We start from the raw sequence: 21,514 nt of genomic DNA on the forward strand, positions 1-21,514 counted from the left end.
TCAGGCCAACCATTTGCACATTTCAATCGAGGTCGTCCGGGTAAAACCCGGATGGCTGTTTTCTGCCGTCTTGACGAACCCCCATGCGGCAAAGCGCCGGTGATTGCCGGCAAGCTCGATACGTGTCTCCAGTCGCAGCATGTCGCGCCCGAGATCCCTGGCGATCGTTTCGGCCTCGGTCAGCAGCCGGTAGCCGATTCCGTTACCTTGCATATCGGCGGCAACAGCAAGCTTGCCGACATAGAGTGCCCCTGCTTCCGGTTTGACGAAAGCGCAGCCGACCAGCCTGCCGTCAACGAGCGCGGCCAGTCCGATCTCGTCCAGCGCCTTCTGCTTCAGCCCCTCCAGGTTCAATCGATGCGCCGAAGACGGCGGATCGATCACGCCATCCATATAGGCGAACGATTTGACGATCAGCTCGAGCAGCGCGCCGTAGTCGCAGTATCCGGCCGCGCCGACCCGCCGGATTTCGACGCTGCCGACCTCACTCTCGTTCCCGTTCCCAATCATGGACGCGGCTCCCGGCGGCGATAACGGATCGTGTCGAATTTTGCCGTCAGTGCATCGTAGAGCAGCAGGCGTCCGATCAGCGGCTCGCCGGTGCCGGTGATCAGCTTGATCGCCTCCATGGCCATCAGCGTGCCGATCACGCCGGTCAGGGCGCCGATGATTCCGGCTTCGGCGCAGGACGGAATGAGGCCTTCCGGTGGAGCCTCGGGAAACAGGTCGCGGTAGCGCGGGTTCTGTCGCCCTTCCGCATCAGTCAGGTGTGGAGCCAATACCGTGACCGAGCCATCGAAGCGGCCGACTGCCCCTGTCACCAGCGGAATGGCGCGTATCTCGGCAGCGTCCGCTGCGGCGTAGCGCGTTGCGAAATTGTCCGATCCGTCGATCAGAAGGTCGAAGCGTCCCAGATGGTCGTGGGCGAAGTGAGCATCGAAGCGCGCTTCATGTTGCACCACCCGGCAATGCGGATTGAGCCGGGCGATGGCGCGCGCAGCGCTTTCGGTTTTCTTCTCCCCGATCGTACCCGTGTCGTGGATCACCTGTCTTTGCAGGTTGGAGAGGGAGACCCCGTCGTCATCGACAATCCCGATCGTGCCGATACCCGCCGCTGCGAGATACTGCAGGACGGGTGCCCCCAGCCCGCCGGCACCGATCACCAGCACGCGAGCGGATTTCAGCAATTGCTGTCCATGGCCGCCGATTTCCGGCAGCAGGATATGGCGGTGATAGCGGGAAAGTTCTTCGGGGAGCAGCGGATCCATCGGGCGATCATGCCATGGGTGAGACGGGCGGGGAAGAGCGCTCAGGCATCAAGACTGCCATCGTGGACGGTGATAATCTCGGCACGCTCGCCCAGTGCGGAAAACATCGACCGGTCCGTGCCCGTCATGAAGGCCTGCCCGCCCAGCGCATCGATCCGGTCGAACAGCGCGGCCCGCCGGCCTTCGTCCAGATGTGCGGCAATCTCGTCAAGCAGCAGAACCGGGGCAAATCCGGTCATCGTTCCGACAAGCCGGGCATGCGCAAGCACCAGCCCGATCAGCAGCGCCTTCTGCTCCCCCGTCGAGCAGCGTTCGGCATTCATGTCCTTCTCGACATGGCGGATCTGCAGATCGACGCGATGTGGACCGTCCAGTGTCCGCCCGGCTGCCGCATCCCGGTGGCGCGAGGATGCCAGCATCTGGATGTAGCGATCCTCCAGCTCGTAAGCCGGCCTGTCCGCCTCGTCGTCCATGAAGCCGCTGAGCGCGAGCTGGGCCGAGGGAAAGCTTGATGTCTGCCGATCCCCCTCGATCAATCCCGCCAGCAGTCCCAGCATTTCCCGTCGCGCGGCAGCCATCGCAACGCCCAGCGCTGCCATCTGCTGTTCGATGCCCGACAGCCAGGCGGGGTCGAAGCGTCCGTCGGACAAAAGCCTGTTGCGGCTGCGCATGGCGCGTTCGAAATCGCTCGCGCGTCGCCCGTGGGCCGGATCGAGCGAAAGAACCAAGCGGTCGAGGAAACGCCGCCGATCGGCTGAAGGTCCGGTAAAAAGCCCATCCATGGCCGGCGTCAGCCAGAGCACGCGCAGGTGATCGGTCAGTTCGTCGACCGACTTGACCGGCGTGCCGTTGATCCTCAGTCGACGGACGAGCGCTTCGTCATCGCCGCCGCCCTCCGTGCCGGTTCCTATCTGAACGTCGCCCGCCATGCCTTCGATTTCGGCGAAGATCGAGAAGCCCGCCGGCGCACCAACCCGGGCGATATCGGAAAGCACGGCACGCCTCAGCCCGCGACCGGGCGAGAGGAAGGAAACAGCTTCCATCAGATTGGTCTTGCCCGCGCCGTTTTCGCCGATCAGCACGACATGACGACCGCCGAGGCTCAGGGAAGCCTGCGCATAATTGCGAAAGTCGCTCAGCTTCAGTCGTTGAATATGGGTCTTCTGGATCATCGGTCGGATTCGCTGTTGCCCTGAGCTAGGCCGAACCAGGCGCCATGGCAAGGGAGCGGCGATGGTTTCTCGCACCCATCCCGGCTCTGCGACGTCGTGCGACATGGCAAGACGCCGGCATTTCCGTAAAGTGGATCAACTTGAACGGCGAGGAGCACTCCGCGATGAGGCCGGATCCCGACGAACTGACGCCCGAAGAGGCCCGCCGCGATCATTGGGACATGCTGCGCTTCTTGGGCGTCAATGCGGCCTTTGGCGCGATGCTTGGCCTTGTGACATCAGGTGCGATCCTCTGGCTCGATCTCGGAGGTGTGGGCACGTCGCTCGCGCGGGCCAGTCATCCGGTCCTGCCGGCTCTGATGATGACCGTACCGCTCGCGCTCACGTTCGCGGCTGCCGTGACAGCGTCAGCCGTGATGCTGATGCCCTACAAGAAAAAGAAGCAAAGATGACACCGCGCGTTTGACGCTCCGGCGTTCTTTCGGCATGAAGCCGGAGTTCAAACAGTCAGCGGAGAGAGCCATGAGCGACCAGGACGAACGCATCATGCGGCTGGAGGAGATGCTGGCCCATCAGGCGCGGGTGATCGATGACTTGTCCGATCAGCTTGCCGAGCAATGGAAAGTGGTCGAGCAGACCCGCGCCAAGCTCGAGCGGTTGTCGGAACGCTTTTCAAATATCGAGGAGCAGTCGCTCGACGCTCCGGCCATCACCAAGCCACCGCACTACTGATCCATTCTTGTCTGGGTAAGCCGCGCACAAAAAAACGGGCCGGAACAATCCGACCCGTTTTCTCTCACATACTGTGACAAGCTCAGAATCAGTCACTGAGCGTGTCGAAGAAATCCTTCATCCGGGAAAAGAAACCCGTCGATTCCGGATTGTTTTCCTTCGACGACAGCTGTTCGAATTCCTGCAGCAGCTCCCGCTGGCGCTTTGAGAGCTTTTGCGGCGTCTCGATCTGGATCTGGATATAGAGATCACCCGTCTGCGTTGACCGCAGCACAGGCATGCCCTTGCCCTTGAGACGGAACTGCTTGCCCGGCTGCGTGCCCTCCGGCACGGTCACCCGCGACTTTGTCCCGTCCAGCGTCGCGACGTCGAAAGTGCCGCCAAGCGCTGCCGTCGTCATCGAGATCGGCACCGAGCAATAGAGATCGGCCCCGTCGCGCTGGAAGAATTCATGCGGCCTGACCGACAGGAATATGTAGAGGTCGCCTGACGGACCGCCCCTGAGACCGGCTTCCCCTTCGCCTTGCAGACGAATGCGCGTGCCATCCTCGATGCCCGACGGAATGTTGACCGACAGCGAACGCTCTTCGGTCACGCGGCCCTGGCCATTGCACTTGCCACATGGGTCCGAAATGGTCTGACCCCGTCCATGACAGGTCGGGCAGGTCCGCTCGATCGAGAAGAAGCCCTGGGCTGCACGAATACGGCCGGAACCCTGACAGGTCGCACAGGTGGTCGGCTTGGTGCCGGGCTTGGCGCCGCTGCCGGTGCAGACTTCGCAGGTGATCGAGGTTGGAACCCGGATCTGCGCGGTCTTGCCGGTAAAGGCCTCTTCCAGCGAGATTTCCATGTTGTAGCGCAGGTCTGCGCCGCGCTCGCGTCCATTGGTGGACCGGGCGCGTCCACCGCGGGCGCCACCCATCATCTCGCCGAAGATGTCCTCGAAAATATCCGAGAAACCGCCGCCGCCGGCGAAGCCACCGCCACCACCGCCACCACCGCCATTTTCGAACGCGGCATGGCCGAATCGATCATAGGCCGCGCGCTTCTGCGGATCCTTCAAGGTCTCATAGGCCTCGTTGATCTCCTTGAACTTGCGTTCGGCGTCCTTGTCGTCGGGATTCTTGTCGGGATGGTAGACCATCGCAAGCTTGCGGAAGGCGCTTTTCAGCTCCTTCTCGTCTGCGGTTCGGCCAACCCCTAGGGTTTCGTAGAAATCTGCTTTTGCCATGATATTACAGAGCTCTCAAAGCTTTCTCCACGCTGGTGTGGCTGCCAGTTTTCTTGCCTGCCTGCTTGTCGCAGGTCAGCATGTCTTTCCGGAAATCGGATGAAGCGGAAACGGCGTCGTCCAGCAGGGCCTTGCGCGGTTCGCCCTTGCTGGCAAGCCCGTCGGATGCCGAGACTGCGGCGAAGGCCAGGGAATGAGCCGCCATGTCGCAGGCCGAAACCTCGCCCCCGCTTTCGCGTTTCTCCAGGGCTGCTTCGATGATCCGTCCGAGTTCGTTGCCGATGCGAAACAGGCTGTTGCTGTCGCCTGCAGTGATGGCCTTGGCAATGGTCGATTCAGCGGTACTCACCTGGCGGTGAACGGCACTGAGCTGAGCCTTGTCCTGTGCCTGGACGGCACCCGTCGCGACGATCAAAGAAAATGCGGCTGGCCCGAAGGCCAGCCACGTTGGAGACAAACGCCGCGTCGAGGCCCGCATTAGGCGGACTTCTTCGTGTCTTCGTCCTTCACTTCCTCATAATCGGCATCAACGATATCGCTATCCTGGCCATTCTGCGCATTGTCTGCACCACCTTCAGCCTGCTGGGCTTCATAGATGGCCTGGCCGAGCTTCATGGAGACTTCCATGAGGGTCTGCGTCTTGGCCTGGATGTCGTCTGCCGACGGTTCGGAGACTTCGAGAGAGCCCTTCAGGGCTACAATCGCATCCTCGATCGCCTTGCGATCGGTCTCGGAAACCTTGTCGCCAAATTCGCTGACCGACTTTTCGGTCGAGTGGATCAGGCTTTCGGCGCTGTTCTTGGCTTCGACGACGGCACGGCGCTGCTTGTCGGCATCGGCATTCGCTTCGGCGTCCTTGACCATCTTTTCGATGTCGGCGTCGGACAGACCTCCAGATGCCTGGATACGGATCTGCTGTTCCTTGCCGGTGCCCTTGTCCTTGGCCGAAACCTGCACGATGCCGTTGGCATCGATGTCGAAGGTCACTTCGATCTGCGGAACGCCACGCGGTGCCGGCGGCAGGCCGACAAGGTCGAACTGACCAAGCAGCTTGTTGTCCTGGGCCATTTCGCGCTCGCCCTGGCTGACGCGGATGGTCACGGCCGACTGGCTGTCTTCGGCGGTCGAGAAGGTTTGGCTCTTCTTGGTCGGGATCGTCGTGTTGCGGTCGATCAGACGGGTGAAGACGCCACCGAGGGTTTCGATGCCGAGCGACAGCGGGGTCACGTCGAGCAGCAGAACGTCCTTGACGTCGCCCTGCAGAACGCCGGCCTGGATCGCGGCGCCCATGGCGACCACTTCATCCGGGTTGACGCCCTTGTGCGGCTCCTTGCCGAACAGCTGCTTGACGATTTCCTGAACCTTCGGCATGCGGCTCATGCCGCCGACGAGAACGACTTCCTCGATCTCGGCTGCCGTCAGGCCTGCATCCTTGAGCGCTGCCTTGCACGGGGCAACGGTGCGCTGGATCAGGTCGTCGACCAGGTTTTCAAACTTGGCGCGGGTCAGCTTCATCGTCAGGTGCTTCGGACCGGTCGCATCCGCCGTGATGAACGGCAGGTTGATTTCGGTCTGCTGCGACGAGGACAGCTCGATCTTGGCCTTTTCAGCGGCTTCCTTCAAGCGCTGCAGAGCCAGCTTGTCGCCCTTCAGGTCGATGCCCTGGTCCTTCTTGAACTCGCCTGCGAGATACTCGACCAGACGCATGTCGAAGTCTTCACCGCCGAGGAAGGTATCGCCGTTGGTCGACTTCACTTCGAAGACGCCATCGCCGATTTCCAGAACCGATATATCGAAGGTACCGCCACCAAGGTCGTAAACGGCGATCGTCTTGCCTTCGCGCTTGTCCATGCCATAGGCAAGGGCAGCAGCGGTCGGCTCGTTGATGATGCGCAGGACTTCAAGGCCAGCGATACGGCCGGCATCCTTGGTCGCCTGACGCTGGGCGTCGTTGAAGTAGGCCGGAACGGTGATGACAGCCTTTTCGACCTTTTCGCCGAGATAGGCTTCCGCCGTTTCCTTCATCTTCTGCAGGATCATGGCGGAGATCTGCGAAGGCGAATAGCCCTTGCCCTGGGCTTCGACCCAGGCGTCGCCATTGTCACCCTTGACGATATGGAAAGGGACCAGACCCTTGTCCTTCTCGACGGTCGGATCTTCGTAGCGGCGGCCGATCAGGCGCTTGACGGCGAAGAGGGTGTTGGTCGGGTTGGTGACCGCCTGACGCTTGGCCGGCTGGCCGACAAGGCGTTCGCCATCGTCGGAAAATGCCACCATCGACGGTGTAGTGCGTGCGCCTTCGGAATTCTCGATGACCTTCGCGTCCTTGCCGTCCATGACGGAGACGCAGGAGTTGGTCGTTCCAAGGTCGATACCGATTACTTTAGCCATTTCATTCTCTCCTTGAAGCAGGCTGTCGGAACCCCAATCAGGCATTCCCTGACAGCCCCTCGACGTGGACGGTCTGTGATGTTCGCAGCCACGCTGCGGTTATGTCGCGTATATAAGAAGCAGTTTTTCGGACTGCAAGGCTGGATTTCCGCTGTAATCCAGTAAATAGAACAGATTGGCGGCGGTTTTCTCCACCAGAAATGGGATGCCGATCCCGCTTTGCCAAGCAGATTTCCTAGAGGGGCAGGCTTGCGTCTGGCATGCCGGCCAAGAACTCCGCTTCTTTGCAGTAGATCATTGCCCCAGAATGAGGTCGAGCAGGGTGGTTCGCCGCCGTTCGCCACCTGCAGATGGCGCCGGTCCGACGTCGCCCGGCGGGATCGGGCCGGTGGTGCCGGCCATCCCGGGTTCGGCGCCTTGCGGCGGAAGCGGAGCCTCTGGCTGCGCGGGATAACGCTCTTCGCCGCCACCCGTGAACACGTCCGAAATGATCGTGCCGATCGTCATGTCCTCTGGCTGCGGTGCCGGCTCGTAATAGTCGCCGCCGGGCAAAGGCGCTGGAGAAAGTCCCTGATGGGCGGCAGTCATGAAGTCATGCCAGGCCACCGCCGGAAGACCGCCGCCGGTGACTTTCTTCATCGACTGGCCGTCGTCATTGCCGAACCAGACGCCGGTGGTCAGGTTGCTGGTATAGCCGACAAACAGTGCATCGCGGAACGATTGCGTCGTGCCGCTCTTGCCGGCCGCCTCCCAGCCCTTCAAGCGGGCCTTGCGGCCGGTGCCGTTGTTGATCACGCCCATCATCATCTTGTTCATCGACGACACGACACCGTCACTGAGGACGCGCGGCGGCTCAAGATAATTGTTCTCGTAGATCACCGTGCCGTCGGTCTTCAGGATTCTGCGGATCACATGCGGTGTCGCCTTGTAGCCGCCGTTCATGAACGGTGCATAGGCTGCGGTCAGTTCGAGCAGCGAGACTTCCGAAGTGCCGAGCGCGATGGAGGCATTGTTCTGCAGGTCCGAATCGATCCCCATCCTGTGCGCAAGCTTGATCACCTGGTCGGGACCGACCTCCATCACCATCTGCGCCGCAATCGTGTTCAGCGAATCCTCCATCGCCTGGGTCAGCGTCACGGGACCGCGAAATTTCTGGTCGTAGTTCTCCGGCGTCCACGCGCCGATCCGGATCGGTGCGTCGTTGCGGATCGAATCCGGCCTGAGGCCGATTTCCATGGCCGCCGCGTAGACGAACGGCTTGAACGCCGAGCCCGGCTGGCGCTTGGCCTTGACCGCCCGGTTAAACTGGCTTTCGGCATAGTCGCGCCCGCCGACCAGCGCCCGGATCGCGCCTGTACCGTCGATGGAAACCAGCGCTGCCTGCGAGGCGTTGAGCTTGGCGCCATCGGCTGCCAGCCTCTCGGTGAGTGCCGCTTCCGCCTTTTTCTCCAGCGTCATGTCGATGGTCGTCTCAACCACCAGATCCTCGGTCACCGTGCCAATCAGGCCGGTGACCTCGTCCTTGACCATGTCGGCGACATACTGACCGGCACCGCTCCAGTAGCGCTTCGCCCGGGTCGGCGATTGCGACATTGCGGTCTTGATCTCGTCATCGGTGACATAGCCTTCCTCGCGCATTGCCCCGAGCACGACCTGGGCCCGGGCCTCTGCCGCTTCAGGATCGCGGGCAGGCGAAAGCCTGGACGGTGCCTTCAGCAATCCGGCGAGAAGTGCTGCCTCGCCAAGATTCACATCGCGGGCCGACTTGTTGAAATAGCGCCGTGCCGCAGCCTCGACCCCATAGGCGTTCGAACCGAAATAGACCCGGTTCAGATACATCGCCAGGATCTGGTCCTTGGTGAATTTCTGCTCAAGCCAGAAGGACAGGAGAACCTCCTGCACCTTGCGCTCGATGGTGCGCTCCGGCGACAGGAACAGGTTCTTGGCCAGCTGCTGGGTCAGTGTCGAGCCACCCTGCAGACTGCCGCTTCCGGTCAGGTTGTTGACCACGGCGCGCGCTAGGCCGAGCGGATCGACGCCGAAATGCGAATAGAAACGCCGATCCTCGATCGCCATCACGGCTTGCGGAATATACGGCGACATCTCCTCGAGCGGCAGCGCCTCACCGCCGGTCGCGCCGCGATTGGCGATCACGGTTCCCTCTACCGAAACGATCTTCATGTTCGGCGGGCGTTCGGGAATAGACCAGCTGCTCGCACTCGGCATCTGCATTCCGTAATAGAAGACGAGACCACCAACGGCGATCCCGCCCCAGATCGACAGAACGAAGCACCAGTAGATCAGCTTGCCGATGCCAAATCCGCTTGCGGGCGCGGGCTTCGCCTTGCGGCCACGCGCGGATGGTTTCGTCTTCGCTTTTGCCTGGGATTTTGAGCCTTTGGCTCCCTTCTTCGCCTGTCCATTTCGCCCACCGAGCCGATCGTTGGCGTCAAGGCGAAAATCCTCCTCCTCTCGATCATCCTCGAAAGTCGGTTCGACACGGTCGCGGGATTTGCCTCTGGTCACCATCGAGGGCGATCTGCTCCGGATAAGTCTCGGACGCCGCGGCATTGGTGCCGCGCCTGCGTCAGGTTGATGTCGAGGACAGGCTTCGTTCGCCGATGGGCAGCCTGCTTCCGATCTGAACACTAAATGCGGCGATTTAAGGGGTGGTTAAGAGGCCGTAAACAGGACGCTTTGCCAATGTCTGCCGTTTGATTTATTGGCAGAGATCCGCCCATTCGGCGCCGGTCAGTTCGGCTATCCGCTGCGGTGAGATCCGAACTGCGGCATTCGTCGCGCCAGCGGCCGGGACCACTTCGTCGAAACCTTGCAGCGAGAGATCGCAAAAGACCTTGAGCGGTAACGGCAGGCCGAAGGGGCAGACGCCGCCGACCGGATGGCTGGTTGCCTTAACGACACCATCGGCATCCAGCATGCGCGGCTTGACGCCAAACCGATCCTTGAACTTGCGATTGTCGAGCCGCTTCGTTCCGGCGGTCACCACCAGCACGACATCTTCGCCGATCCGCAGGCAGATCGTCTTGGCGATCTGGTCAGGCTCGACGCCATGGGCTTCGGCGGCCAGCGGCACGGTCGCGGAGCTGGCTTCCGTGACGATAACGGAAATCTCAGGGGCGTGGGTGAGGAAGAAGCTGCGGACGGTTTCAAGGCTCATGTGCCAAGGTTACGCTGAGGCCGGTATTCTGCGCAAGGCGCCATGGCGATCAAGCGCGGCGCCTTGAAACCAGGCGACTGAAATCCCATCTGTTTGTCAGCCACGCGACCAGTCCGGCATGCAGAACGCTTCAAGCGTTCTCGTCAGGATTAACCCGGTGTTAAGCATCAAGGGCCATTCTCGGCTCCAGGGTGCGAGCCTGCCGAATGCAGGCAGACACTGGATATCGCATGGCACGTTTCCGTTTTTGACCACGGATGTACTGGCAGGGATGTAGAAACGTAAAGGAAAGGCCGGTTTTCACCGGCCTTTTTGCTTTTCTGGGTTCAGTTTTTCGCAAGCGCGTCGAGAATTCTGATCCACGAGCGGATGCCCTTGTGGAATGAATTCAGATCATATTTCTCGTTCGGCGAATGGATGCGGTCATCCACCTGGCCAAAGCCGACCAGCAGCGAATCCATGCCGAGCATCTTCTGGAAATCGCCGACGATCGGGATCGAGCCGCCCATGCCGATGACCACCGCAGCCTTTGGCCACTCGTCCGACAGCGCATTCTTCGCCTTGGTCAGAACCGGGGAATCGTAGGACAGCTGAATGGCAGGCGAGCCGCCATGTTCGTGAAACTCGACCGAGCAATCGGCAGGAATGCGCGACGTCACATAGGCGCGGAAGCTGTCGCGGATTTTTGCCGGGTCCTGGTCGCCGACGAGGCGGAATGACACCTTGGCGGAGGCCTTGGCCGCGATCACGGTCTTGAAGCCTTCGCCGGTATAGCCGCCGATGATGCCGTTGACCTCGGCCGTCGGCCGCGCCCAGGTCAGTTCCAGCACCGAGCGTCCCTTTTCGCCGGACGGAATGGAAAGGCCGACCTCGCCAAGGAAGCTTTCGGCGGTACGGCCGAGGCTGTCCCAGGATGCCTTGATGTTCGACGGTGTTTCCTCGACGCCTTCGTAGAAGCCGGGCAGGGTCACCTTGCCGGTTTCGTCATGCAGGTCGGCAAGGATCCGCGTCAGGATATGCACCGGATTGGCCGCCGCGCCACCGAACAGGCCGGAATGCAGGTCGCGGTCGGCCGCGGTAATGGTGATTTCCTCGCCGACAAGGCCGCGCAGGGCCGCGGCAATCGCCGGTGTCTCGCGGTCCCACATGCTGGTGTCGCAGACCAGGGCGAAATCGGCTTTGAGTTCGGCTTCATTGGCGCTGAGGAAAGGCTTCAGCGATGTCGAGCCGGATTCTTCTTCGCCTTCGAACAGGACGGTGATGCGTACGGGCAGGCTACCGTTCACCGCCTTGTAGGCGCGGCAGGCTTCGACGAAGGTCAAGAGCTGGCCCTTGTCGTCGGATGTGCCGCGACCGGTGATCACCTTGCGGCCGTCTTTTTCCTTGATCGCCGGGGCAAACGGGTCGTCTTCCCAGAGGTTCAGCGGATCGACCGGCTGCACATCATAGTGGCCGTAGAACAGCGCGTGCGGCGCGTCTTCGCTGGCCGCGGCATGATGGGCAACGACCATCGGATGGCCGGGCGTGTCGCGCACGGAGGCGGTGAAGCCGAGGTCGTTCAGCTCCTTGACCAGCCATTCGGCGGCGCGCTGGCAATCTGCCTTGAAGGCCGGATCGGTCGAGATCGAGGGGATGCGCACGAGCTCGAAAAGGCGCTCGAGGCTCTGCGGCAAGCTCTCGTCGGCCTTGGCGAGAAGAGGGGAAAGATCGGTCATGGCAATATCCTGCGCAATTGAAATCGGCGGGACGATAGAGCAAAGCGCTGGCAGTTTCGAGCTTGCCGGCAGGTGATTTTTTCTCAAGCGCCTTGAAGGCTTGCTTCACAGCTTGCGCGCATTGGCGATCGCCCAGCGTATGTATTCCTTCAGCAATTCCTTCTCGAAGCGCCGGAAGCCGGCAAAGACGGCCTGCTCGGCATCTTCCGCCGCCGCCATCGCATCTCCTCGCATCGCCCTTGCCTTCTCGGTGAGAAAAATCTGTTGCGCCCGTTTATCCCTGGGGTGCACCCGCCGCTCGATCAGCCCGTCACGTTCCATCCGGGCCAGCGTATTGGCAATCGTCGCCTGCTCGACATCGACCCGGTCGAGCAGTTGTCGCTGAGTTAGGCCTTCCTCCTCCCAGAGTTCCAGCAGGATGGGAAACTGGCCCGGTGAAAAGCCAAGCCGTGCCGCCCGGCTTTGCAACGCTCGGGTAAAACCGCGCGCCAGCTGGGTCGCAAGGGATGTGGCCGATTCTGAGCGTTCATGGGCCATGGTACTGAACATGTCGCTGTTTGCCTTCACGGGAATATCGCATGCGATCCATTCCCGGGGCTGACCATTTTTGGATGAGGTATTCTGAATAAATGAAGCCGTCGTGGCGGGCGGGGGGAATGCCACGACGGCTTCAGAATATAGGGACAAAGGCCCGGAGAGGGGGATAAGGCCTTTGTCCAAGTCTGAAGCGGCGGGGGACGAGCCTCATTCAGACTACGACGTGATCAGGCGTCGATGAGTATCAAATGAGCGGCCGAATGTGGTTTTTCAAGGGAAGCACTTATTACAAATCGGTAAGCTTTTCGTGATTGCCGCTTTGCCGTTGGACGCTCCTCATCCAGTTGGCTCTGCGTAGCACAATCACACGGTGAATTTGCGCTTGGGCAGTCAAACCGCAATGGACCTTTTCGCCGCCTCGCGCTATCCATGCCGACATGAAAAAAGGCGATCATCTCTTCCTCGTTGACGGCTCCGGATTCATCTTCCGGGCGTTCCACGCCATTCCGCCGCTGAACCGCAAATCCGACGGCCTGCCCGTCAATGCGGTCTCCGGCTTCTGCAACATGCTGTGGAAACTGCTGCGTGATGCGCGCAATACCGATGTCGGCGTGACGCCTACCCATTTCGCGGTCATCTTCGACTATTCCTCGAAGACCTTCCGCAATGCGCTTTACGATCAGTACAAGGCGAACCGCTCGGCACCGCCGGAGGACCTGATCCCGCAATTCGGTCTTATCCGTCATGCCACGCGCGCCTTCAACTTGCCCTGCATCGAGACCGAAGGCTTCGAAGCCGACGATATCATCGCGACCTATGCCCGTGCTGCCGAAGCCATTGGCGCCGATGTCACGATCATCTCCTCCGACAAGGACCTGATGCAGCTCGTCACCGCGAACGTGCATATGTACGACGCGATGAAGGACAAGCAGATCGGTATTCCGGACGTCGTCGAGAAATGGGGCGTTCCGCCGGAAAAGATGATCGACCTGCAGGCGATGACGGGCGATTCCACTGACAATGTTCCGGGCATTCCGGGCATCGGCCCGAAGACGGCAGCCCAACTGCTCGAGGAATTCGGCGATCTGGAAACGCTGCTCGCCCGTGCGGGCGAGATCAAGCAGCAGAAGCGCCGTGAAAACATCATCGCCAATGCCGATCTTGCCCGCATTTCCCGCCAGCTGGTCGAGCTGCGCACGGACGTGCCGCTCGACATGGCGCTCGAAGACCTGACGCTGGAGCCGCAGGACGGCCCCAGGTTGATCGCCTTTCTCAAGGCGATGGAATTCACCACGCTCACCCGACGCGTTGCCGAGGCAACCGGCGCCGATGCCAGCGTCATTGATGTCGCCGACGTTCCGGTCGAGCGGGATGGCCGAGCCCATGGCCCGGATCTTGATGTCCAGCCTGCGGCCGCTTCGGAGCCTGCCTCTGCTTCCGCCGAAACACCGGCTGCATCTGCCGGTGCCGCTGAGCCGGATGGTTCAAGGCCGGCCACACTTGCCAAGGCCCGCGCCGATGCATTTGCATCGCTCCCGATCGATCGCAGCACCTATGTGACAATCCGGGATCTGGCGCAGCTGCGCCAATGGGTTACGGACGCCCGCGAAACCGGTCTCGTCGCCTTTGACACCGAAACCACCTCGATTGATCCGATGCAGGCGGATCTGGTCGGCCTGTCGCTGGCAATCCAGGACAATCGCACCACGCCGGGCTCTGCCAGTATCCGCGCCTGTTATGTGCCGCTGGCCCACAAGACCGGCCGCGACGATCTGTTCAGCGATGGCGTCAAGCTGACCGAAGGCCAGATCCCGATGGCCGACGCATTGGCGGCACTGAAGGACATGCTGGAGGATCCGGCTGTTCTCAAGGTGGCACAGAACCTGAAATACGACTACCTGGTGATGAAGCGCCACGGCATCGTCATCGAAGGGTTCGACGACACCATGCTGATGTCCTACGTGCTGGATGCCGGAAGAGGCAATCACGGCATGGACACCCTGTCGGAAAAATGGCTCGGCCACACGCCGATCGCCTTCAAGGAGGTCGCCGGCTCCGGCAAGTCTCTGGTCACCTTCGATCATGTCGATATCGACAAGGCGACGGCCTATGCCGCCGAAGATGCCGACGTGACACTGCGCCTCTGGCTGGTGCTGAAACCACGCCTTGCCGCCGAAGGCCTGACCCGTATCTATGAGCGCCTCGAACGGCCGCTCGTGCCGGTGCTGGCGGACATGGAAGAGCGCGGTATCACGGTCGATCGCCAGATCCTGTCGCGTCTCTCCGGTGAACTCGCCCAGAAGGCGGCCGCCACCGAAGACGAGGTCTATGAGCTCGCCGGCGAGCGTTTCAACATCGGCTCGCCCAAGCAGCTCGGCGACATCCTGTTCGGCCGCATGGGCCTGCCCGGTGGTTCCAAGACTAAGACCGGACAGTGGTCGACGTCTGCGCAGGTGCTCGAGGATCTCGCGGCCGAAGGCGCTCCATTGCCGCGCAAGATCGTCGACTGGCGCCAGCTGACCAAGCTGAAATCGACCTATACCGATGCGCTTCCGGGCTATGTGCATCCGCAGACCAAACGCGTGCACACCAGCTACTCGCTGGCCTCGACCACGACGGGACGCCTGTCCTCGTCGGAGCCGAACCTGCAGAATATTCCGGTGCGCACAGCCGAAGGTCGCAAGATCCGCACCGCCTTCATCTCGACGCCCGGCCACAAGCTGCTGTCGGCCGACTACAGCCAGATCGAACTGCGCGTGCTTGCCCATGTCGCCGACATTCCGCAGCTGCGCCAGGCCTTTGCCGATGGCATCGACATCCATGCGATGACGGCATCGGAAATGTTCGGTGTGCCGGTCGAGGGCATGCCTTCGGAAGTCCGCCGCCGCGCCAAGGCGATCAACTTCGGCATCATCTACGGCATTTCCGCCTTCGGTCTCGCCAACCAGCTGTCGATCGAACGTTCCGAGGCTGGCGACTACATCAAGAAATATTTCGAGCGCTTCCCGGGCATCAAGGACTATATGGAAAGCACCAAGGCCTTCGCCCGCGAAAACGGCTATGTCGAAACCATCTTTGGCCGCCGCGCCTATTATCCGGAAATCCGCTCGTCCAACCCCTCGATGCGCGCCTTCAACGAACGTGCCGCGATCAACGCCCCGATCCAGGGATCGGCGGCCGACGTCATTCGCCGCGCCATGATCCAGATCGAGCCGGTGCTCGCCAAGGCCGGTCTCGGCGAACGCGCGCGCATGCTTCTGCAGGTCCATGACGAACTGATCTTCGAAGTCGAGGATGATGCGATCGATAAGGCCATGCCGCTCATCGTCGATACGATGGAGAATGCCGCCATGCCGGCAGTCTCCATGCGGGTGCCGCTGAAGGTCGATGCCCGCGCAGCCCACAACTGGGACGAAGCGCACTGAGCGCCCGTTCCGATCACACAGGAGAACATGGCTTTGGCCTTTAAAACAATCAACGGCAATGTCGTCCACTATGAGCTGATCGGCGAAGCCAAGGCCAAGAACCTGATCGTCTTTTCCAACGGGCTGGGCACCGATTTCCGCATCTGGCTGCCATTGTTCGACGAGCTCGGCGAAGATGTTTCCGTGCTGCTCTATGACAGCCGCGGCCATGGCCTCTCCGGCGGTGCCGACAAGCCCTTTGGTATGGATGATCTCGTTTCGGATCTCGCGACACTCTGCGATGAGCTCGAAATCAAGAAGGCAACCTTCTGTGGTCTGTCGGTCGGTGGCCTGATCTGCCAGGGCCTATGGAAGGCGCGGCCAGATCTCTTCCGCAAGCTCGTTCTATGTGACACCGCACCCAGAATCGGCACAGCGGACATCTGGGCGCAGCGCATCGAGGGCATCCGTGCCAACGGTCTGGAAAGTGCTGCCGACAATGCCATGCAGCGCTGGTTCACCCCGGCTTTCCATGAAGACCGCGCCGATGAACTGGCAGGTTACAAACTGATGATGACGCGGCAATCAACAGCCGGCTATCTTTCGACTTGCGAAGCTTTGCGCGATACCGACTTTTCCGATGTATTGCCGACGATAACGGTCCCGACAATGCTCATCGTCGGTGATCAGGACGGCTCGACGCCGCCGGAACTGGTCGAGGCTGCTGCCAGCCTGATCCCGGGTGCCCGCTTTGAGGTCATTGAGGACTGCGCTCATATCCCGAGTGTCGAGCAGCCGGAAGCCCTGGCCGAACTGCTGCAGGGTTTCATGCGCAAGTAGTCGTACCGAATCTGGATCTCAGGACTGTTGCTCGGCCCGCGCCGCCAGCAGTTCCTCCAGCGCCGCGACCAGCTTGCGCCCACCCTCTTCCAGGGGGCCGCTATTGTCGATGGTCAGGCAATTGTATTGGGGTGGAATGGACAGCGATCCGCCACGCTTCAGCCTTGCCTGAATATCTGCCACAGTTTCGCGACCTCGTGCCTCAAGCCGCTTGGCCAGGACCTCCGGTCTTGCGATCACGTTGACCACGAGCAGCGACGGAAATGCTCGATGGAAAAGGTCGAGCACCGAACGGGAGCCATTGGCAAGGACCAGATGCCCTTGGGCCAACTGGTCCTGGACGTTCGCCGGAATGCCATAGCGCAATCCGTGCGCATCCCAGTGCACGGCGAAGTCGCCGGCTGCCTGCTGTGCTTCGAAACCGGCCGCCGATACGGCAACATGATCTTCGCCACCGGCATCGGCAGCCCGGGTGATCACCCGTTGAACCAGATGAACCTCAGGCCGCCCGGAAAAATGCGCCATCGCAAACTGGATCAGGCTGTCCTTGCCGGCCCCGCTCGGCCCGACCACGGCGACCAGGGTGCCTGAAGGTACCGAGGTGCCTGAAGGTTGTGTCGACCCGGTCTGTCTTGCATGCTCTGCCATCAGGCAACCCTTTGTCCTTCGCGCCAGACCGAGCGTACGACCGGAACACCTTCCGTGTGGCGAACGCGAACGAGGTCGGCCCGCAAACCTGCAGCGATGCGGCCGCGATCGTCAAGGCCGACGGTGCGCGCCGGTGTCGATGTCACCATGGCCAGCGCCTTCGGCAGGGACAGGCCATCCATCTCGTCAGCCAGCACGAAGGGTGCATGCAAGAGGCTGAGCGGCACGTAATCTGAAGACAGAACGTCGAGCACGCCGTGCGCCGCCAGATCACGTGCGGCGATATTGCCCGAATGCGACTTGCCGCGCACGACGTTCGGCGCGCCCATAAGCACGCTCATGCCCGCCGTGTGGGAGGCCTTGGCCGCCTCGAAGCTGGTCGGGAATTCCGCCAGCTTCACGCCGTGACCCTTCGCTTCCTCGACATGCGCCAACGTCGCATCGTCATGGCTGGCAACCGTGATCCCGCGCTCGGCACAGATCGCCGCAAGAGTGTCGCGGTGCACCGAGGAATAGCGTTCCGACATGCGCAAGCGCCCCTCGACGAAGCGGGCGAAGGCTTCCTCGGAAAGGCCACGCTTGGTTTTGTAGTACAGCGTATACTGTTCCATCGTCTGGAACTGACGTTGGCCTGGGGAATGGTCCATCAGCGAGACGAGCCGCACATGCGGATCGGTGGCAAAATCGGAAAAATGTTCGAGCACGTTGTCGGACGCCACTTCGCAGCGCAGGTGGATCAGGTGCTCGGCGCGCAACCGGTCTTCCCGCTCGGCGGCCTGGATTGCATCCGCCATCTCGCGCATCTCGCCCTTGTCAAAGCCCCCGTCTTCGTCCGAGCCCATGCGCAGGCAGTCGAAGACCGTGGTGATGCCGGAGGTGGCAACCTGGGCATCATGCGCCTGGATCGCCGACATCTTGTTCCAGCGTACGCCCGGGCGCGGTGAGTAATGCGATTCGAGATGGTCGGTGTGCAGTTCGACGAGACCGGCGATCAGATAATCGCCTCCGAAATCCTCCCCGGCTCGTGACGTGCCTTGCGAGATATCGGCAATCTTTCCGTCACGCACGAGAACCGAGCCGGAAACAACCTCGTCCTCCAGCACGATGCGGGCATTGTTGATGGCAAATTCGATCGACATGGAAGTCCCTGCTGTTGCGTCAGGCCCCGATCAACGGGTGCCAGGAGTGAATGGTAAAGGGCGCGCCGCGTTCGGTCTCGACGAAGAGACCAAGCCCCGAGATCGCCAGCGGCTTCTGGATGAAATCCGCAAACCGTCGTTCGAGAACGTCTGCGACTGTTGCGCTGCGCTCAGGTGCAATCGGGCCGGTCAGCGTCATATGGAAGCGAAAGACGTCGAAGACATGCGGATAGCCCCAGCGCAGCAGATTTTCCCGTTGCGTCGCGCCAAGCCTGTCTGGATTGCGCCTTGCGATATCGGCATCTGACAACGGTGCCCGAAACGGTTCGAACTCTTCCACCACTCGGGCGGCGAAATCCTGCAGGGGCGCATGCGTGGCGCCGGGGATGATGGCAAAGAACGGTCCCAATTGCCCGACAACAGCACTCGGCAGGGCAAAGCTGAACTCCCGGCCGCAGAAGGCTTGAAGCGCCGCGAGAAGGTCGGCCTCACTTTGCCCCTTGGCCAGTTCGAATGGTGCCTTCAGCGTGGCATGAAAACCATAACGCCGTGGATCCTCGGTGATCCGATGATGTTCGCCCTCATCGATGCCCTCGAGATCCCCGAGTTCAGTATTGTTACCGCTGAAGGCATCCCGCTTCAGCCAAGTGGCCGCAGCCACTGTTAGCGGATCATCGGCGGGCGGTGTGAAATAGATGGCGTATCGCAAGGACCTGTCCTGAAATTTCGAAATATTGCAGCGATTGCGGCGCAATCAGTGCTTCGTACCCATCAGCCGCGATCGCAGGCTATTCGAGATTGCGTCAAACACGAAGACCACGAGCAGGATCAAAAGCACCATATAGGCAACGTTTTCCCAGTCGGAATTGGTTCGCATCGCTTCCCACAGCTTCAGGCCGATGCCGCCGGCGCCCACGGCACCGATGATGGTGGCCGAGCGCGTATTGCTTTCCCAGAAATACAGCGCCTGCGAGGCGAACACCGGCAGCACCTGCGGTACTACCCCGTAGCGCTGCACGGCGATCGCCGGCGCGCCGACCGATTTCACCCCTTCGCGCTGCTTGTCGTCGATGTTTTCCAGCGCTTCCGAATAGAGTTTGCCAAGCGTGCCGGTGTCGGTGAAGAAGATAGCCGAGATGCCGGCCAGCGGTCCCGGACCGAAGGCGCGGGTGAAAAACAGCGCCCAGATCAGCATGTCGACCGAGCGAAGAAAGTCGAACAGCCGTTTGGTCACCTGATTGACCGGTCGGTTGCGCGTGATGTTGCGCGCCGCGATGAACGACAGCGGAAACGCGACCAGCATGGCAAACAGCGTGCCGACAAAAGCCATGACAATCGTCTGCAAAAGCTTGGTCCAGACATCCAGATGCTGCCAGGAGGCATTGTAGAGGAAATTGTTCCAGGCCAGCGCCAGGTTGCTCATCTTTGGGTCGATGCGGTCGCCCGATACGATCGTGTCGGTCAGCTTGCTGATCGGCATGTTGAAGAACGGCGAATTGGTATCGAAGACGAAATTCTCCCAGCCGAGGAAGCGCTTGCGGATCCGTACCCGATCCGCGCTCACCTCGACCCAGCCGGCAAAGCCGAAATAGGCAACCACGCGGCCGCCGGCGCTGCGCTGGTCGACCCAGTCGGGCTTGGCACCATTGAGGGTGACGGTATCGCCGGCATGGTCAAGCGACAGGTCGATACTTTCGCCACGGCGCACCAGGGTGACCCGGTCCGGGGTGATTTCGACATGCGCCGCAGAGCCAAGCGTCACGGTGGCCTGCGTGATGACCTCTTCGGTCACTGTGGATGGTGTGGCCGGGGCCGCAATGGCTGCTGCGGCTCCATCCGCCGGCTTGGGCATGAAGCTGAAGGCCGAAGGCGCCTTTGCGGCGGGAGCGGCTGCAGACTGTGTCGCCGCATCTGCGGCAACCGTGCGTGTCATGTTTTTCCGCTGGGCGTTGATCCAGTCCGGATTGGGATTGGGGCCGATCGGGTCGAAACGGGAATAGACGATGCTGATCGCCCCATCTGCGGCAATCTCGAAGTCCGGCCGGATCTCGAACGACACCCAGTCGGCGAGGTAATTGCCGGCAATGCCCCAGTTGGCTTCGGAAATAGTCTTGCCGAAGGCAAAGAACCACCAGCTGAAGCTCAGGTAGACAACAAGCAGACCAACCGAGATCGGCACGCGGAAACGCTGCCACAGCGAGCGCTCCAGCACATGCGGATAGCGTGCGGCAAGGCGGTTCAGTTCGGCGGTATTGGTCATCGACATGGGATCTGTCCTCACTGAACCGACTGGAAGGCCTGCTCGCCGACCAGCCTGCGCCGCAGGCTAGCGGACAACTGGTCGACGCCGATGATGGTGATCAGCAGCAGCAGCACGATCGCCAGCGTCTTCGCCTCATGGCCCTGGCTGATCGACAGGCGCAGCAATTCGCCGATGCCGCCGCCGCCGACGGCGCCGATGATCGTCGATGCGCGCACGTTAATTTCGAAACGCAGCAGGAAATAACTGACGAAATTCGGCATGACCTGCGGGGTGATCCCGAACCAGACCCGTTCGAACCAGTTGGCACCGACGGCGCGCAGACCTTCGTCGGCCCGCATGTCGGCATTCTCGACCACCTCGAAGAACAGTTTTCCAAGCGCACCGATCGTATGCAGCGATACGGCGGCAATCGCGGGGATCGGCCCGAGAGACAGGATGGCAAGGAAGAAGCCGGCGATCACCACCTCGGGAAAGGCCCGCAGGATTTCCATCATGCGGCGCACCGGCCAGCGGATCCACGCGATCGGCATCATGTTCTTCGCCGCAAGAAAGCAAAGGCAGAAGCCGAAGATCGCACCGATCACGGTGGAAAACAGCGCGATATTGATCGTCTCGACCATCTTGTAGATGTATTCCGGGATGTACAGCGTCTCGGTAATGTAGAGACGGCCTTCCGGATAGTTGTATTTCAGGCTGCCGTCGTCATAGGGCGAGGCAAGATCGAACATGGCACGCAAGATTTCGGTGGCGTCGCGCGGCACCAGTTCCTCGACGAAATCGAAGAGATAGGGCAGGCGGTCGAAGAATTTTCCGGAATTGGTTTCGTTGGCAAACCAGAGCGATCCGCTGACCGCGACAAGCAGGAGCACCACGCCGAAAAGCGTGTACATCCGCCGACGCGACGCAAGTTCCTGCCAGTGCTGCTCGACCAGAGCACCACGCTCGCTGAGCCGCGGATGAGTTGCGGTTAGACGCATGAAACAATCCCCTCGAAAG

19 protein-coding genes are annotated in these 21,514 nt (G+C 61.3%); 4 read left to right on the top strand and 15 right to left on the bottom strand.

Features of this window, described 5'->3' with window-relative positions; genetic code table 11:
* From GVK95_RS00485 to recF, 3 genes are read right to left on the bottom strand one after another with little or no spacing between them, the layout of a single operon-like run.
* Window positions 1–510, bottom strand: coding sequence for a GNAT family N-acetyltransferase (locus GVK95_RS00485; RefSeq protein ID WP_159945910.1), 510 nt, complete (start codon window positions 508–510; stop codon window positions 1–3).
* Window positions 507–1,268, bottom strand: a complete 762-nt coding sequence (locus tag GVK95_RS00490; protein ID WP_159945911.1) for a molybdopterin-synthase adenylyltransferase MoeB — start codon at window positions 1,266–1,268, stop codon at window positions 507–509. Before GVK95_RS00490 ends, GVK95_RS00485 begins: the two co-directional genes overlap by 4 nt.
* 41 nt (window positions 1,269–1,309) lie before the next feature.
* Window positions 1,310–2,440 (bottom strand): DNA replication/repair protein RecF, encoded by a 1,131-nt coding sequence (recF, locus tag GVK95_RS00495; RefSeq protein WP_159945912.1) that lies wholly within the window; start codon window positions 2,438–2,440, stop codon window positions 1,310–1,312.
* A gap of 164 nt (window positions 2,441–2,604) precedes the next feature.
* Here recF and GVK95_RS00500 point away from each other — a divergent pair, with 164 nt between their 5' ends.
* Window positions 2,605–2,892 carry a hypothetical protein gene (locus GVK95_RS00500; protein WP_159945913.1) on the top strand — a complete coding sequence of 96 codons (288 nt, stop codon included), beginning with the start codon at window positions 2,605–2,607 and terminating at the stop codon, window positions 2,890–2,892.
* Between the two features lie 70 nt (window positions 2,893–2,962).
* Entirely contained in the window at window positions 2,963–3,172 is a 210-nt protein-coding gene (locus GVK95_RS00505; RefSeq protein ID WP_159945914.1) for a SlyX family protein, read from the top strand.
* 88 nt (window positions 3,173–3,260) lie between these two features.
* Here GVK95_RS00505 and dnaJ read toward each other — a convergent pair whose 3' ends face one another.
* From dnaJ to GVK95_RS00540, 7 genes are all read right to left on the bottom strand, one after another.
* Window positions 3,261–4,403 carry a molecular chaperone DnaJ gene (gene dnaJ / locus GVK95_RS00510; RefSeq protein ID WP_159945915.1) on the bottom strand — a complete coding sequence of 381 codons (1,143 nt, stop codon included), beginning with the start codon at window positions 4,401–4,403 and terminating at the stop codon, window positions 3,261–3,263.
* Between the two features lie 4 nt (window positions 4,404–4,407).
* Window positions 4,408–4,818, bottom strand: coding sequence for a hypothetical protein (locus GVK95_RS00515; RefSeq protein WP_244618618.1), 411 nt, complete (start codon window positions 4,816–4,818; stop codon window positions 4,408–4,410).
* A gap of 62 nt (window positions 4,819–4,880) precedes the next feature.
* Window positions 4,881–6,794, bottom strand: a complete 1,914-nt coding sequence (gene dnaK, locus GVK95_RS00520; protein WP_159945917.1) for a molecular chaperone DnaK — start codon at window positions 6,792–6,794, stop codon at window positions 4,881–4,883.
* Between the two features lie 294 nt (window positions 6,795–7,088).
* Window positions 7,089–9,323: a transglycosylase domain-containing protein gene (locus GVK95_RS00525; RefSeq protein WP_159945918.1), complete on the bottom strand. Its 2,235-nt coding sequence runs from the start codon at window positions 9,321–9,323 to the stop codon at window positions 7,089–7,091.
* A gap of 190 nt (window positions 9,324–9,513) precedes the next feature.
* Complete coding sequence (locus GVK95_RS00530; RefSeq protein ID WP_159945919.1) at window positions 9,514–9,972, bottom strand: YbaK/EbsC family protein; 459 nt, start codon at window positions 9,970–9,972, stop codon at window positions 9,514–9,516.
* Between the two features lie 326 nt (window positions 9,973–10,298).
* Entirely contained in the window at window positions 10,299–11,687 is a 1,389-nt protein-coding gene (locus GVK95_RS00535; protein ID WP_159945920.1) for a dipeptidase, read from the bottom strand.
* Between the two features lie 105 nt (window positions 11,688–11,792).
* Window positions 11,793–12,224, bottom strand: coding sequence for a MarR family transcriptional regulator (locus GVK95_RS00540; protein WP_159947410.1), 432 nt, complete (start codon window positions 12,222–12,224; stop codon window positions 11,793–11,795).
* A 437-nt stretch (window positions 12,225–12,661) separates the two neighbouring features.
* Here GVK95_RS00540 and polA point away from each other — a divergent pair, with 437 nt between their 5' ends.
* Window positions 12,662–15,649: a DNA polymerase I gene (polA, locus tag GVK95_RS00545; RefSeq protein WP_159945921.1), complete on the top strand. Its 2,988-nt coding sequence runs from the start codon at window positions 12,662–12,664 to the stop codon at window positions 15,647–15,649.
* Between the two features lie 27 nt (window positions 15,650–15,676).
* Window positions 15,677–16,468, top strand: coding sequence for a 3-oxoadipate enol-lactonase (gene pcaD / locus GVK95_RS00550; protein ID WP_159945922.1), 792 nt, complete (start codon window positions 15,677–15,679; stop codon window positions 16,466–16,468).
* An 18-nt stretch (window positions 16,469–16,486) separates the two neighbouring features.
* Here the strand turns inward: pcaD and phnN are convergent, their stop codons facing one another.
* Genes phnN through phnE (GVK95_RS00575) form a run of 5 tightly spaced genes read right to left on the bottom strand, consistent with a single transcriptional unit; the run spans window position 16,487 to window position 21,495 of the window.
* Window positions 16,487–17,116 carry a phosphonate metabolism protein/1,5-bisphosphokinase (PRPP-forming) PhnN gene (gene phnN, locus GVK95_RS00555; protein ID WP_159945923.1) on the bottom strand — a complete coding sequence of 210 codons (630 nt, stop codon included), beginning with the start codon at window positions 17,114–17,116 and terminating at the stop codon, window positions 16,487–16,489.
* Window positions 17,116–18,255: an alpha-D-ribose 1-methylphosphonate 5-triphosphate diphosphatase gene (locus tag GVK95_RS00560; protein ID WP_159945924.1), complete on the bottom strand. Its 1,140-nt coding sequence runs from the start codon at window positions 18,253–18,255 to the stop codon at window positions 17,116–17,118. Before GVK95_RS00560 ends, phnN begins: the two co-directional genes overlap by 1 nt.
* Window positions 18,256–18,274: 19 nt before the next feature.
* Window positions 18,275–18,964 carry a DUF1045 domain-containing protein gene (locus GVK95_RS00565; RefSeq protein ID WP_159945925.1) on the bottom strand — a complete coding sequence of 230 codons (690 nt, stop codon included), beginning with the start codon at window positions 18,962–18,964 and terminating at the stop codon, window positions 18,275–18,277.
* 45 nt (window positions 18,965–19,009) lie between these two features.
* Entirely contained in the window at window positions 19,010–20,521 is a 1,512-nt protein-coding gene (gene phnE / locus GVK95_RS00570; RefSeq protein WP_159945926.1) for a phosphonate ABC transporter, permease protein PhnE, read from the bottom strand.
* A gap of 11 nt (window positions 20,522–20,532) precedes the next feature.
* The gene (gene phnE / locus GVK95_RS00575; protein WP_159945927.1) at window positions 20,533–21,495 is read right to left on the bottom strand and encodes a phosphonate ABC transporter, permease protein PhnE; all 963 of its coding nucleotides are present in this window, start codon (window positions 21,493–21,495) and stop codon (window positions 20,533–20,535) included.
* Window positions 21,496–21,514 lie beyond the last annotated feature (19 nt).

Source organism: Rhizobium sp. 18065 (assembly GCF_902706095.1).
Classification (GTDB): Bacteria; Pseudomonadota; Alphaproteobacteria; order Rhizobiales; family Rhizobiaceae; genus Allorhizobium.

Bases quoted from the DNA above. Each gene is read 5' to 3' on its own strand.
- polA (WP_159945921.1), top strand. From the start codon at position 12,662: ATGAAAAAAGGCGATCATCTCTTCCTCGTTGACGGCTCCGGATTCATC.
- GVK95_RS00525 (WP_159945918.1), bottom strand. From the start codon at position 9,323: ATGGTGACCAGAGGCAAATCCCGCGACCGTGTCGAACCGACTTTCGAG.
- GVK95_RS00500 (WP_159945913.1), top strand. From the start codon at position 2,605: ATGAGGCCGGATCCCGACGAACTGACGCCCGAAGAGGCCCGCCGCGAT.
- phnE (WP_159945926.1), bottom strand. From the start codon at position 20,521: ATGTCGATGACCAATACCGCCGAACTGAACCGCCTTGCCGCACGCTAT.
- recF (WP_159945912.1), bottom strand. From the start codon at position 2,440: ATGATCCAGAAGACCCATATTCAACGACTGAAGCTGAGCGACTTTCGC.
- GVK95_RS00560 (WP_159945924.1), bottom strand. From the start codon at position 18,255: ATGTCGATCGAATTTGCCATCAACAATGCCCGCATCGTGCTGGAGGAC.
- phnE (WP_159945927.1), bottom strand. From the start codon at position 21,495: ATGCGTCTAACCGCAACTCATCCGCGGCTCAGCGAGCGTGGTGCTCTG.
- GVK95_RS00505 (WP_159945914.1), top strand. From the start codon at position 2,963: ATGAGCGACCAGGACGAACGCATCATGCGGCTGGAGGAGATGCTGGCC.
- GVK95_RS00490 (WP_159945911.1), bottom strand. From the start codon at position 1,268: ATGGATCCGCTGCTCCCCGAAGAACTTTCCCGCTATCACCGCCATATC.
- GVK95_RS00485 (WP_159945910.1), bottom strand. From the start codon at position 510: ATGATTGGGAACGGGAACGAGAGTGAGGTCGGCAGCGTCGAAATCCGG.
- phnN (WP_159945923.1), bottom strand. From the start codon at position 17,116: ATGGCAGAGCATGCAAGACAGACCGGGTCGACACAACCTTCAGGCACC.
- dnaK (WP_159945917.1), bottom strand. From the start codon at position 6,794: ATGGCTAAAGTAATCGGTATCGACCTTGGAACGACCAACTCCTGCGTC.
- GVK95_RS00530 (WP_159945919.1), bottom strand. From the start codon at position 9,972: ATGAGCCTTGAAACCGTCCGCAGCTTCTTCCTCACCCACGCCCCTGAG.
- dnaJ (WP_159945915.1), bottom strand. From the start codon at position 4,403: ATGGCAAAAGCAGATTTCTACGAAACCCTAGGGGTTGGCCGAACCGCA.
- GVK95_RS00535 (WP_159945920.1), bottom strand. From the start codon at position 11,687: ATGACCGATCTTTCCCCTCTTCTCGCCAAGGCCGACGAGAGCTTGCCG.
- pcaD (WP_159945922.1), top strand. From the start codon at position 15,677: ATGGCTTTGGCCTTTAAAACAATCAACGGCAATGTCGTCCACTATGAG.
- GVK95_RS00540 (WP_159947410.1), bottom strand. From the start codon at position 12,224: ATGGCCCATGAACGCTCAGAATCGGCCACATCCCTTGCGACCCAGCTG.